Source organism: Nocardia sp. bgisy134, assembly GCF_057708325.1.
In genome coordinates this window covers 26758-39133 of sequence record NZ_JBYIRW010000021.1, presented here as the reverse complement: position 1 = coordinate 39133, position 12376 = coordinate 26758, and the positions used below count along the sequence as shown (strand labels likewise).

Genomic DNA, 12376 nt, shown 5'->3' with positions numbered 1-12376 from the left:
CGGTCAATTCCAGTCTCTCTTCAGTGCGCGCAGTCCAGCTGCCATGAATTCCGGTGTCGCATCGGCGGCCCGCACCGCGGGCGAACCGGAGTCCGCACCGCGCAGGGCCCGATGAGTAATTCCTTCGGCGATCACACCGAGCTTGAAGTTGGCCAACGCGAGATAGAATCCCCAGCTGCGCAGATCGCGACCGGATGCGACGGCGTACGAGTCCGCCAGAGCATCGGGACTCGGTAGCCGGTCACTCGTCCACGCGGCCCGGGTGCCCAGTACCAGGTCGAATGCCGGAGACCGATAGACACACATCAGTGCGACGTCGGTGAGCGGGTCGCCGAGTGTCGACAGTTCCCAGTCCACCACGGCTCGAATCCGAGCCGGATCCCCCGGATCGACGATAGTGTTGTCGATGCGGAAATCACCGTGCACGATCGAGGCTGCGGATTCCGGCGGTAATGTCTCGGCCAACGCCGCCCCAAGGGTCACGACATCGGTGAGCTCACGCGTTTTCACCCTATCCCACTGCGCTGCCCACAGATTCACTTGACGGGACACGAACCCGTTCGGGCGGCCGAAATCGGCCAGGCCCACCGCTTCGGTATCCACAGCATGCAATTCGGCCAGGATCCGCACCAACGCGCCCACGGCGTCCGTGACCTGTTCGTCGGTGAACGTCGTGAGATCGTCCTGCTCCCGAATCACAGCGCCGTCGACGAATTCGACGACGCTCATCTGAGCACCCAGCGCACTACCGTGTTCATCGAAGGCGATGGTCTTCGCTACCGGCACTGATGAATCCTGCAGCGCCTGCATGACGGTGAACTCGCGCGCCATATCGTGTGCGGACGGCGTGAGCCCTGCAACGGGTGGCCGCCGGATGACCCACTTCGATACATCGTCCGAAGCGACGAAAGTCAGATTGGAGCGACCGCCATCGAGCAACTCGACCCGCAGATCACCACACACGACAACACCGCGGTGCTCCAGAAAACGCTGTAGCGCGGCGATGTTCATGCCCGGCAAGGTCATTCTCCACTCGGCTGAGCTCGCTTGGCTGCGCCGATCGCGCGTTTGGCGATGGCCCATCGGTGGACCTCCGAGGGACCGTCGTAGATCCGGAACGGCCGTACCTCGCGCAAGAGCCGGGCCAAGGGCAAATCTTCGGAGACGCCCAGCCCTCCGCACATCTGTACGCTCCGATCGACGATCCGGCAGATCGCTTCGGCGGCAAAAGTTTTCGCGATCGAGGTTGAGTTCGCCGCAAGGTCGCCGTTGTCGAGTTCCCAGCAGGCGCGGAGCAGCAACGCCCGGGTGGCGGCGATATCGATCTCGTTGTCGGCAATCATCTTCTGGACCATGCCCAGATCACCCAGGCGTGACCCGAATCCCTGCCGTCCGGCCACGTGTGCCACTGCCACGTCGTGACCGCGGCGAGCGGCGCCGAGCCATCGCATCACATGTGTCATACGGGCCGGACCCAGTCGCACCTGTGCGTGTTCGAAACCGCGGTCGACAGCACCCAGCACCGCCGAATCCGGGACGAACACATCGTCGAACAACAGCTCGCAATGCCCGCCGATCATCGACCGGTCGAGGGTGTCGATGTGACGCTGCAGCCGGATGCCCGGGGTGTCGCCCGGGGCGAGGAACATGGTCGCGCCACCGCGCTGTCCCGGCTCGCCGGAAGTGCGGGCCATGATGATGAAAAGGCCCGCGCCGTCGGCCCCGGTGATGAACCACTTGTGCCCGTCGATCCGCCAGCCACCGTCGGATCGCACCGCCCGTGTGGACAGCGCGGACGGGTCCGAGCCCGCGCCCGGCGCCGGCTCGGTCATGGCGAAGGCCGAGCGTATTTCACCCCGGGCCAGTGGTTCCAGGTACTGCTGCTTCTGGGCCGGGTTCGCGATCTCGGCGAGAAGGTGCATGTTGCCCTCGTCCGGCGCCGCGATGTTCAGGGCCGTCGGGCCGAACAGCGAGTACCCGGCGGCCTCGAAGATCGGTGCACGATCCGACATTCCGAGACCGTGTCCACCGTATTCCACCGGCGCGTGCGGCGCGAACACTGCTGCATCACGCGCGGCCTGTTGCAGTTTCACTCGCACGTCATCCCCTCCCGCCGCGGTGATGTCGCCGTTGTGAGCGTCCTCGATCGGCAGCACCGAGTCGTGGATGAAGTCGCGCGTGCGTTCGGTCAGAGCACGCACCTCAGCCGGATAGGACAAGTCGATCGCCACTGACACTCCTCGCAATTGGCCGAGCGTACGCTCGGCAGATATCCCGGGGTACGGTGACATGGTCGTGGCATACCTGTCAATACGACCCGTCATGCTCCGGCGCTATGTTCAGTTATTCTGAACATGCACACCGAGCATGCCCAAAGCGAACCTGGCATAGTCGGCAGCGATACGCTCGGGGCTCGACTGGCCGTTGTCCCGGAACCATTGCGGCAACGACGTGCACATGGTCGAGATCGCACGCCCGGCGTGGCGAGGGCTGTCCGTCGCGAAAAGGCCCTGATCGACTCCTTCGGCGATCTCGGCGTCCAGCAGGTGCTGTAAATCGTTGCGCAACGCGCTGATTCGGCGCCGGTTCGCCGGCTCGAAGCTGCGCATCTCGCTGGCTCCGATGAGCGCCAGCTTGCGCCGGTGCATGTGGAACAAGGCCAGCGCCTCGACCATCAGGCTCAGCCGTTCGACAGGAGTCGTGCCTTCGTCACGCGCAGCAGGCACCCGCGCGAACAGCTCGGCCATCGTGATGTCCAGGCACGCGACCAAAAGATGCTGCTTGCTCCGATAGTGGTGGTAGACACCCGGAACGCTCATCCGTGCCCGCGTGGCGATCGATCGCATGGTCGAGCCGTGGTAGCCCTTCTCGACGAAGTCGTCGATCGCGGCCCTCAGCACGGGGTCGATGCTCAATGATTCGAACGCGCGCCAGCTGCGGCCGGTCCGCTTGTCCTCGACGAGCGGTGCGGCTGCGGGCGCATTCGCGCTGTGGTCCGAATCCGAGTCCGAATCGCCGAGGCGATCGAGCAGCTCCCATACTCCGGTGTCCAAAGCGGCGGCGATCGCGTGCAACCGGCCGACCTCGACGCGGGTCTTGCCGTTCTCGATCGCGCTGACCGTGGCCGGGCTGACGTCGATGCGGGAGGCGAGTTCGCGCAACGAGACCCCCCGCGCAGATCGCGCCTTCCTGATGGCGGAACCGACCTCGTGCGCCGAAGGCGTCGTGGAAATCTCTGACATAGGTTCAGAATAGCTGAACCTCTGAACAAGTTTCAGATACCCACGTCTCATGTTCAGGATTGACCTTCATGTTTGGTGGATGTCAGTGTGTTCCGGGTCACGATCCTTCCCGATCGATCGGTCGGTGCCACATCAGGCTGAACATTCGTGACCCAGTCCGTTCGACGCTGAACAGGAGCGCCTGGGCGGCGCCGATCCTGCTGGTGGTCCTGCGTGTCTGCCAGGGCCTGGCGGTGGGCGGTGAGTGGGCGGGCGCTACCCTGCTCACCGCGGAGAACGCACCCGAGGACAAGCGCGGTACCTACGCGCTGTTCCCTCAATTGGGTCCCTCGCTCGGATTCGTTTTGGCCAGCGCGACTTTCCTGACCACCCGGCAGCCGCGCGAGATCCTGCTCGGCGCGGGCGCGGTGAGCATGTGCTTCGCGTTCTACTACATCGGCGTGACCTACCTGACCAGCTACGGCACCGGGCACCTCGGACTTCCGTCGGTCACCGTGCTCGCGGTCGGCATGGCGATCGGCTCGACTCTCGCGGCTGCCCACGATCGTCGGAGCACGCCTGTTGTGCCGGTTGTTTCCGCCGAGGTGCCCATCGCCGAAGTCGCCGAGGCGCACGCATTGCTGGACTCCTCCGCCAGCGTCGGCAAGGTGTTGCTCACCATCGGCAAGCCCTGAGTCACCTACGAGCTCTTCGTGACAGGCCGGACGAGTTCCGCCTCGGTCGGCCTCACACATTCGTCGACAGTCGATTCCACAGGCACACCAATTGCCGAACCGCCTGTGGGTGCGGTGGATGATCTCGATCGTCAGCTCATGGATGGTGGGTCGTCACGAAGCGGCGGCGCAGCGCGCAGAGCAATGCGAGCGGACAGGGAAAGCGGCGGTCGCCACGGGCTCGAGTCGTGTGGTGGCCATGCGTAGCAGGGTGTTCGGTCGAGCAGGAGCTCGGCCAACCTCGGTTGGCCCAGCTCGTGGGCCGACCACTCGTAGAGATCCTTCAGGCGGGGAGAGATGACGCCGACATCGAGCATGCGGCCGAAGCTGTGCTCGACGGCGACGTAGGTCTCGACATCGTCGCCGAGCGGGTAGCGATCGGGAAGGATGCGGGACAACGAGAGGAACACCCCGGTCATGCCGAGCCGAGGATCACCGAGTAGCGGCGCGACCGGCGCGAGTCGACCCAATGCGAGGCGTGGAGCGGATACCAGCGCGTGGGCGTAGAGAACCCGCATCAGGACGAGATTCATGAAGAACCGCTCGGTGCGGGTCTCGGTTCTAGCCAGATCGAGATTGTCCAAGTAGGCGGATACGACGCTGGTGTTGTGCGCTCGGTACCAATTCCGAGCCGTGGGCTCGGCGATGAATCGCACCGCCAATTCGACGCTGATCGACGAAGCCGGTCCGCCACCACCGCCCAGCAATACGCGTGCTTCCCAGCCATCGCGCAGGAGTCGCTCGTTCACGGCCCGCCACCACGGGCTGCCCGGGGAGGGTCCTGTCACCGGCCGGAGCAGGCCTCGCCGCAACTGCCACCGCATGAACGCGCTGGCAGCGCGGCGGAACGGGAGGTGCACCTGCGCGCCGCCCGCGTCGCCCTCGTAGAGCTCACGCAGTAAATCCAGCCGCCCCGACGGATCGTCTCGCACTCGAGCGACTTGCTGCTCGGCGAAGTCGGCGGCACTCGACATTTTTGCATTGTCGCACCTGTCGAGGCCGCCTGGCGGCCCGCGCCGCGATCAGGACGCGGTCACCGCCGGACTTGCCCTGCCCTGGAGCAGCGGACCGTCGAAGGCTGGAGGCATTCGCTGCAAACCGCCACCCGCCGCACCATCCTCGTTCCTCACCGCGATGGCCCCAGCCGGGTTGGCGGCGGGGTTCCGCCGCCGCGACACCGAATACTGACCATCAGTGTCGGATCGGCGCGGAGCCGGTCGGGCTGACCAGCACAGTCACGGTGGCACGGTCAACGGCCGGTGTCGGGCCGCACGACGATAAGCGGGCATTCCGCCCCGTGCAGCACCGCTTGGCTGACCGAACCCAGCGTCATACCGGCGAAACCGCCGCGGCCGTGGCTGCCGACGATCAGCAGCTGGGCGGTTTGCGCGGTGTGCAGCAGGAGGCGAGCAGGTCGGTCTTCCCCCGCGACGCGCTCGACGTGAACGGCGGGGTATTTCTCGATGTAGCCCGCGAGGTTCTCCGACAGTAGCGCTTCGGCTTCGACTTGCATCTCGGCGCGCGACTGGTACCGCTCGAATTCGGACCAGGCGTGCACTGCTACCACACCGACGCCGCGTAGCGAGGCTTCCTCGAACGCCATGTCGATCGCCGCGACGCTGCATGGTGAGTCGTCGACGCCCACCACGATCGGTCCTGGCGAGATCGGCTCTGCTTCTTCGGGAATCACTGCGACCGGGCTGTCGGCATGCCTGACCAGCGCCGTGCTGACCGAACCGAGCAGAGTGCGGCGGAAGGCGCCGAGCCCTCTGCTGCCGACCACGATCAGCCGCGCGCTCTCGGAGCGGTCTCGCAAGGCCGGTATCGGCGCGGCGTTCACCACGGCTGTGGACACCTCGATGGCTCCGAACGAGGCGGCCGCCGCGCTCGCGACCTGGGCCGCGGCGGCGACTATCTCTGCGCCTGCCTGACGAAGCGATTCGTAGTCGACCACCGGCCCGGCGAGACCGGGGCCGTAGTCCACCGGTACTCCGATCGCGTGAACCAGGTCCAGCGGCGCACGGTGACGCGCCGCGTAGACCGCCGCCCAGCGAACGGCGGTGCGCGACTGTTCGGAGCCGTCGACTCCGACCACGACCGGTGGGTTCGTCTTGGCGGACATATGCGTGCCTTTCGTCCGAAGAGTTTCCGCAACGGGATAGCCGAACGTTAGGCCGCGATATGGGGACGCCGCGCCGGTCTTTGGTCACCGATGACCGGGTCCAAAGACGACCGTGGGGGCGCCCGCTGTCCACGTCGTCGTCGAGGAGTGCGCCCGAAGTCCCTGTATCCGAGGGGCCGAGATGCGTCGTCGATGGCGGCCTGCGGGCGTGAGCCGGAGCCGCCGACCGGGCGGCCATGACTGTCGCGCGGGGAGGGGCCGTTCGTCCCGGGACTGGGTGATTTCGGCCCCTGTCGAGGCTGGTGGACCCGAGCAATAGTGATGTCATGGCCAAGACTTCGAATCTCTCGGCGCCCGACCGGCGGCGCATCGCAGAACAGGCTCTGGATTCGCCAGAGCAGCGTACGGAGGACATGTTCGTCCGGGTCCAGTGCGGACGTGGTCATCATGTGGCGGCAGTGCTCGACACCGCCGTGGGTCCGGTGTTCCGATCGGTGACCGGCTTGCACGCCCACGGTGGTCGCGACTATGTCGACACCGGACATGGCTCCCACCGGAACGGCACCCGATACGCCGACCTGCTGGCGGCCGACGACTTCACCGACGACGCACTACCCGCCTCCTGCGAATGCGGGCCGCACACCCTGTCGCGGGCTCGTTTGGCGAAGGCGATCGCAGAATTCGAGCGCGTGATCCAGTTGCCCTGATCGTCTTCGACCAGACAGCAGAATCGCTTGCCGTCACGAGCTCCGGTCGGCATGGGGTCCCAGGCAGGCCGCCGACGAGCGCGAGGCGAGCAGCAGCGTGCTCCAGGTGATTCAGGGCGATGCGCAGATGGCGGATGACATGCTCACCGGCGGCGCCGTCACCTTGCAGCAGACAGATCAGGTCCACCTTCGCCCGGACGGTGGCGCGATAGGCATGTAGTGGGAGCGCAACGACATCGGTGCGGGGTCGCCGGTCGCCCGCACGTAGTCGCCGAGTAGGCGTACGCCGAATTCCGGGTTCCCGAGAAACTCGAAATCCGTGGCCAGAAAGGCGATGTCGTCGAGGCAGTCGAGGTGACGCAGCCGGTCGTCGAAGTCCAGGCAATCCAGGACCCGAAAGCCGTCGGGGAGGGCGAAGATGTCCTCGGCCAGCAGATCCCCGTGCCCTTCGAGAATGCGCCCTTCGGCGATCCTGTTGTCGAACAGTGGGATTCGGCCGTCCAGGTACCGCATCGCGAGGTGGTCGATCTGCTCCGGCAGGTTTGGGGCGACCGGGCACGCTGGTTCTTCTCGAAGAGGTTGCGGCAGCGTCCGCCACCGCTCGCGCAATGCTCGCGCGGTGCCCGCCCGTTCCACATCGGGGCTACGGCGCGCCAAGCGATGGAATCGGGCGAGCAACTCGACCAGCGCCTCGGCCGGCCGCTCGCCTGCCAGATCGGGCCTGCGGCCGCCATCGGCGACCTGCCGATCGAGGTGGCGGAGTCCGGCCGCCCACAGAGCCGCCATCCGTCGCCGCGGGTCGATCGTGGTCAGAGGACCCGGCAATCGGTGACCTTCGGCCGTCACATCTGCCGTTGGTTCGCACGATGCTGAATCACGAGGGAATCGTGCGCAGCCAGCCGAAAGGTATGGATCGTCATGGCCGAACTCACGGGCAGAAGCGCCGTCGTCACCGGCGGCGCGCGCGGAATCGGCGCCGCCGTCGTAGCCGCCCTGGCGAAGGAGCGCCTCTCGGTCGTCGCCGGCGATCTGCTCGACTCCCAGGGCGGCGCGCTGGCCGAATCACTGGGCCCGAATGTGATCTTCCGCCGCCTGGATGTGACCGACGAGGCGGGCTGGTGTGCGGTCCTGGACGACGCCGAGGCGGAGTTCGGTCCGTTGGCGGTACTGATCAACAATGCCGGAATCGTCGACTTCAGCGATATCGAGTCCGAGCCTTCCTCGATGTTTCGTCACGTCATCGATGTCAACCTCTACGGTGCCTGGCTGGGCATGCACCTGGCTGCGCCGCGGTTGCGTGCCGCGGGCGGTGGGGTCATCGTCAACATCTCGTCCGCCGCCGGGCTGATCGGCTACGCGGGCGTCGGCGCCTACGTCGCGAGCAAATGGGGTTTGCGAGGCCTGACCAAAGCCGCCGCCCTGGAGCTGGGACGCGCGAACATTCGCGTGTGTTCGGTACATCCCGGCCCGGTCCGCACGCCGATGACCGCGGCGATGGACGAATCCGTCGTCGCGAGCCAGCCGCTGGCACGCTTCGGCCAACCGGAGGAGGTCGCGGCGATGGTGCGCTTCCTGGTCACCGAGGCCACCTACTCGACCGGCTCGGAGTTCGTGCTCGACGGCGGCGCCACCGCGGGTCAGGTACTCGACCTGCCGGACGAATCCCGATGAGAGGCAGGCGATGGCGGACGGGAGCCCGGTCCGGGGCCTGCCGCGCGGCGGCAGGCCCCGTGCGGAGCGATCACAGGCGAGGACCAGGTCGGTCGAGGTGATCAGACCGGTGAGCCCGCCGTCGGCGCCGACGACGGCGACCGCGTCCGGATTGGGACGAAGTACGACCCGGGACGCGATCATCGAGTGTGTGACCGGTCGGTAGTCGGGGCCACGGGTTCGATCAGTCCTTCGACGAGCAGAATTCGATGGGCCTCCTGTGCGGCCGACACTCGTGCGGTGCCATCGGATACACCTTCGAGCGGATTCTCCAGTCCGCGAACGAGGACGGCCACGGCCTCCGACAGGGCACGCAGCCGGGTGTCGAGCTCGTCGAAACGGGACGGCTCCCTTCGCCCGGCGAAACTCGCGGCCAACGGACCGGCGAGTTCGGCGCCGACCAGGATTCGCCGCAGGTCCTCGGGCAGCAGCACGAAGACGTGGTCGAGCTGGCCGGGGGAGAACAAGCCGGTGAGCGTTTCGGTCACCGAACCAGCCAGTGCGACCGCCTCGTCGTGCGTGACGCCTGCTTCGTGGGCGAATTGGTCGAGGAAGGAGGGGACGTCGTGGGAAACGGGGACATGAGCGGGTACCCAGTCCTCGAAGAAGATTCCGCGCAGCATTTCGGGCAACTGCGCGCTCAGATGTGCGCTCGCATTGATACTGATGCGGTCACGCACGGTGTGCAGCCAGGCGCGCAGAACGCGGTGGGCGAACGCCCGGTCATCGGTGGCGAGGCCGTCGGCGATGGCGCGCAGCCACTCGTGGGCTGTGTGGATCGCGGGCGCGAGAGGATCGCGGTGATAGCTCATGGAGTGCGGCCTTTCACGGATGAATCGTGGTGGAGCGCGCTGGTGGCAGCCGCAGACTTAGGGCGATCGTTTCGGCCCACGAGCGGATCTCTGCCCAGTTACGCAGATCCCCGTACTGATCGGTCGCGTACACGAGCGCGATGCGCTGTTTGTCCTTGTCCATGTCCAAGAGCCTCCTAGCATGAGTCCAGCTCGGTGAGAGGATTCGTGCCCGGGCCGACGGGACCATGGTCACCGCCGACGCCGGCGGGGACATTCGTCGAGGCGTGGGGATCGGCGGCAGGGTTGAGTTGTGTCCAATTACCCTTCAGAGGGAGCCGGTGCTCGGCAGAGCCCGATCCCGCATCGAAGGATCGCCCCGAGGTGCGAGTCGCGAGTATTCGTTGGTGCTTTCGTGTGGGGAGTGCAGTTGATCGACCGCGTCATCTCTCGGAATCGGCTGGCGGTCATGGCCGCCGTGCTGCTGCTGGCCTCGGGTCTGGCCGCGCTCGGTAGTCCGCGCGCGTACGCGGCCGATATCACCGGGCGCAGCTACGCCAATGCGGCGGGCACCCGCAACTACTACCTGCACGTGCCGCCGGGTGACACGGCGGGCAAACCCCTGATGATCTACCTGCACGGCTGCACCGACCCCGAAGCGCAACTGGCCGACAACGGCTTCTCGCTGACGAGGATCGCCGACGAGCGGGGTTTCGTCCTCGCGTACCCGATCCAGACCAGCGACGCCAACGAGCGCTGGTGCTGGAACTGGTTCGACCCCGCCAACCAGGAGCGCGACACCGGTGAGCCCTCGATCGTCGCGGGCATCACCGAAACCCTGATCGAGGAGTTCGGGATCGACCGCGCCCGCGTCTATGTCGGCGGCTACTCCGCGGGCGGCGGCATGAGCACTGTCATGGCGGCCACGTATCCGGATCTGTACGCCGCCATAGCCCCGATGGCGGGTGGACCGTACGGCATGAGCCTGCAGCCGCTCGAAGCGGATCTCACCGGCGCCACCATTGTCGCGTCGATGGGCCCGCGGGCCCGCCCTGTCCCGGCCTTCTTCCTCCAGGACCTCGCCGATCAGACCAGCCTCTACCCGATCGGCCGTGCCAACATCCTGCAGTGGCTCGGCGCCGATCGGCGGGCGGGCGACCTCACCCTCGCCGACGCGCCGACGGCGGTCACCACCACTGCGGATCCGGTCCCCGCGACCATCGAGCACTACACCGGAAGCGGCTGTGAGCTGGCACAATTCGTCACACCCATCGGACCGGACCACATCGGCGGCGGGCTGCTCATGCAGTCACCGTCGGGACTCACGTTGCAGCGCCGGATGATGGACTTCCTTCTGGCGCATCGACTCACCGGTCCGCGGCAGGTCTGCTGAGGGGCGGGGCGAAGTTGGTGCTCGGCGAACTGGCTGGACGCCGTGGCGATACGCGGATGCCGAGGGCTGCGGCGGCCTGTACCGCGAAGGAGAGCTCCGCGCCGAGCTCGACAGTCGCCGCGCGGCGCTGAGCTGATTGTTGGAAGCCTCGGTTCAGAACTTGCCGATGTGGTGTTCGATTCGGTGCCCGAGTCGGGCGGCGAATTCGGTGATGAAGTCCTCGGTGAGGGGCGGCCAACCCCAGAAGTCGAAGGCGAGGGCGCCCAGGGCGAAGTCGTCCGCCCATTGCCAGGTGGTGATGGGGCTCGGTGTGGTGCAGGAGGGGCAGGTTGCCGCGCCGGTACCTGTTCGCTTCCAGGCGTCGATCGCGTCCGAGAACGGCTGCCATACGGCGGGATCGGCTTCCCATTGTTGCGGGTAGTCGATGATCACGGTGGTGGCCTGGCAGCGTGGGCATACCGCGGAGGCCGGTTCGATGCAGCCGCGGCCGGAATAGTGGTCGTGGCGGCCGACGATGACGGCGACGGGGCCGGGGATCCAGTCGGCGCCCCATTCCTGGGTGATCTGCGGCCAGTCGGGGCCTGGCACAAAGCCTTCGTCGACCTGGAGGCTGTACATCGCGTCGCGCGAAGTCTCCCGAAGCAGCCATCGCCGCGACACCATCCAGTCCACCATGTGCTGGGCCAGCGTGCTCGCGTCGGCCGAGGCTACATCGAGGTCGACGATTCGTTCGAAATAGTCACCCACACCCGCATCCTGCCACCGAGGACCGACAGCCCGTACCCGAGCCGGCGGGCGCGCCGAGTGGCCTTCATCCGATCGGTGAACAAACACATTCCACGGCAACATGATTCGACTGCTAGTGTCGCCCTCCGTGAATACTCCGTCCTCTCTTGCCGAGGTCCGCGCCGAGATCGATGCGATCGACAGCACGATGATCGAACTCCTCGCGACCAGGCAGGAACTCGTGCGCGCGGCGGCGACGTTCAAACGTGACGAGCACGCCGTCCGCGCCCCCGACCGCTTCGCGCAGCTGATCGCATCGGTGCGGGAGCGGGCGGACGCGGCGGGCTTGTCGGCCGATGTCGCGGAGACGATTTGGCGCGCGATGGTCGGCGCGTTCATCGAACTGGAGCTGGCCGAACACGAGTCGCTCCAGGCGAGCGAGTAGCCGCCTCAGCGCACGGCCTTCTTCACCCGGTGATCCTTCGGTCGAAGGCAGGTGAGTCACCACCGCCGGGTCGTTCGCGAAGTTACGCGGCGGTGTGCACTGCCTCAGCTTCCGGAGGGGCGAGAATGCTTTTGAATTCAGGGCAGTCGGCCAGCGGTTGATGGGTGCAGGTCGCGGTGTGGCGCAGGCCGTCTCGCATCCTGGTCAGGCGGGCGATGTCCTCGTCCAGTTGCTTGGCTCTGTCGGCCAAGTGGGTTCGGAGTTCGGCGTCCTGGGGGGTGGCTGTCAGGAACCTGGCGATCTGCGCGATGGTGAACCCGGCCGAGCGGGCGCAGGTCACCAGGGCCAGCCGTGCGAGCACATCCGGGTGGTAGGTACGGCGTAAACCGTTGCGGCCGTCGGGCTCGATGAGGCCCCGCTTCTCGTAGAACCGCAACGCGGACGGGGTCAGCCCGGCCCGCTCGGCGACTTCGGCGATATCCAACGACGTCATGCCTGATTACTCCTTGACTTGAATCGCGCTTCAA

At 66.6% G+C, this 12376-nt stretch carries 14 protein-coding genes and 1 pseudogene; 5 read left to right on the top strand and 10 right to left on the bottom strand.

Translation table 11 applies throughout. The features are described 5' to 3' along the window. Nucleotides 1-3 precede the first annotated feature (3 nt). The 3 genes from AC3ERS_RS30055 to AC3ERS_RS30045 all read right to left on the bottom strand — a co-directional run bounded on the left by AC3ERS_RS30055 (nucleotide 4) and on the right by AC3ERS_RS30045 (nucleotide 3242). Nucleotides 4-1011: a phosphotransferase family protein gene (locus tag AC3ERS_RS30055; RefSeq protein WP_488186872.1), complete on the bottom strand. Its 1008-nt coding sequence runs from the start codon at nucleotides 1009-1011 to the stop codon at nucleotides 4-6. Nucleotides 1012-1022: 11 nt separating this feature from the next. Then, nucleotides 1023-2231 carry an acyl-CoA dehydrogenase family protein gene (locus AC3ERS_RS30050; RefSeq protein WP_431971496.1) on the bottom strand — a complete coding sequence of 403 codons (1209 nt, stop codon included), beginning with the start codon at nucleotides 2229-2231 and terminating at the stop codon, nucleotides 1023-1025. 108 nt (nucleotides 2232-2339) lie between these two features. After that, nucleotides 2340-3242, bottom strand: a complete 903-nt coding sequence (locus AC3ERS_RS30045; protein ID WP_431971495.1) for a TetR-type transcription factor C-terminal domain-containing protein — start codon at nucleotides 3240-3242, stop codon at nucleotides 2340-2342. Between the two features lie 185 nt (nucleotides 3243-3427). Between AC3ERS_RS30045 and AC3ERS_RS30040 the strand changes: the two are divergent. Continuing rightward, a pseudogene (locus AC3ERS_RS30040) lies at nucleotides 3428-3757 on the top strand (MFS transporter); the annotation flags it as partial. 290 nt (nucleotides 3758-4047) lie between these two features. Here the strand turns inward: AC3ERS_RS30040 and AC3ERS_RS30035 are convergent. Together AC3ERS_RS30035 and AC3ERS_RS30030 are read right to left on the bottom strand one after the other, a co-directional pair. Then, complete coding sequence (locus AC3ERS_RS30035) at nucleotides 4048-4929, bottom strand: hypothetical protein (protein WP_431971494.1); 882 nt, start codon at nucleotides 4927-4929, stop codon at nucleotides 4048-4050. A 275-nt stretch (nucleotides 4930-5204) separates the two neighbouring features. Next, nucleotides 5205-6077, bottom strand: a complete 873-nt coding sequence (locus AC3ERS_RS30030) for a universal stress protein (protein WP_431971493.1) — start codon at nucleotides 6075-6077, stop codon at nucleotides 5205-5207. Between the two features lie 326 nt (nucleotides 6078-6403). Between AC3ERS_RS30030 and AC3ERS_RS30025 the strand changes: the two genes are divergently transcribed. Next, nucleotides 6404-6784 carry a hypothetical protein gene (locus AC3ERS_RS30025; RefSeq protein ID WP_431971491.1) on the top strand — a complete coding sequence of 127 codons (381 nt, stop codon included), beginning with the start codon at nucleotides 6404-6406 and terminating at the stop codon, nucleotides 6782-6784. Between the two features lie 177 nt (nucleotides 6785-6961). Here the strand turns inward: AC3ERS_RS30025 and AC3ERS_RS30020 are convergent, their stop codons facing one another. Next, complete coding sequence (locus tag AC3ERS_RS30020) at nucleotides 6962-7609, bottom strand: PDDEXK family nuclease (protein ID WP_431971490.1); 648 nt, start codon at nucleotides 7607-7609, stop codon at nucleotides 6962-6964. 93 nt (nucleotides 7610-7702) lie between these two features. Between AC3ERS_RS30020 and AC3ERS_RS30015 the strand changes: the two genes are divergently transcribed. Continuing rightward, nucleotides 7703-8455 carry an SDR family NAD(P)-dependent oxidoreductase gene (locus AC3ERS_RS30015; RefSeq protein ID WP_431971489.1) on the top strand — a complete coding sequence of 251 codons (753 nt, stop codon included), beginning with the start codon at nucleotides 7703-7705 and terminating at the stop codon, nucleotides 8453-8455. A gap of 179 nt (nucleotides 8456-8634) precedes the next feature. Here the strand turns inward: AC3ERS_RS30015 and AC3ERS_RS30010 are convergent, their stop codons facing one another. After that, nucleotides 8635-9306: a DUF2267 domain-containing protein gene (locus tag AC3ERS_RS30010; RefSeq protein ID WP_431971488.1), complete on the bottom strand. Its 672-nt coding sequence runs from the start codon at nucleotides 9304-9306 to the stop codon at nucleotides 8635-8637. Nucleotides 9307-9319: 13 nt separating this feature from the next. Further along, complete coding sequence (locus AC3ERS_RS30005) at nucleotides 9320-9469, bottom strand: hypothetical protein (protein WP_431971487.1); 150 nt, start codon at nucleotides 9467-9469, stop codon at nucleotides 9320-9322. 240 nt (nucleotides 9470-9709) lie between these two features. Here AC3ERS_RS30005 and AC3ERS_RS30000 point away from each other — a divergent pair, with 240 nt between their 5' ends. Further along, the gene (locus AC3ERS_RS30000) at nucleotides 9710-10678 is read left to right on the top strand and encodes an extracellular catalytic domain type 1 short-chain-length polyhydroxyalkanoate depolymerase (protein ID WP_431971486.1); all 969 of its coding nucleotides are present in this window, start codon (nucleotides 9710-9712) and stop codon (nucleotides 10676-10678) included. Between the two features lie 153 nt (nucleotides 10679-10831). Here the strand turns inward: AC3ERS_RS30000 and AC3ERS_RS29995 are convergent, their stop codons facing one another. After that, nucleotides 10832-11425, bottom strand: coding sequence for a hypothetical protein (locus AC3ERS_RS29995; RefSeq protein WP_431971485.1), 594 nt, complete (start codon nucleotides 11423-11425; stop codon nucleotides 10832-10834). Between the two features lie 127 nt (nucleotides 11426-11552). On the opposite strand from AC3ERS_RS29995, the gene AC3ERS_RS29990 reads away from it, so the two are divergent. Continuing rightward, complete coding sequence (locus AC3ERS_RS29990) at nucleotides 11553-11849, top strand: chorismate mutase (RefSeq protein WP_431971484.1); 297 nt, start codon at nucleotides 11553-11555, stop codon at nucleotides 11847-11849. Between the two features lie 82 nt (nucleotides 11850-11931). Here AC3ERS_RS29990 and AC3ERS_RS29985 read toward each other — a convergent pair whose 3' ends face one another. Further along, nucleotides 11932-12342 (bottom strand): MerR family transcriptional regulator, encoded by a 411-nt coding sequence (locus AC3ERS_RS29985; protein WP_431971483.1) that lies wholly within the window; start codon nucleotides 12340-12342, stop codon nucleotides 11932-11934. Between the last annotated feature and the right edge of the window lie 34 nt (nucleotides 12343-12376).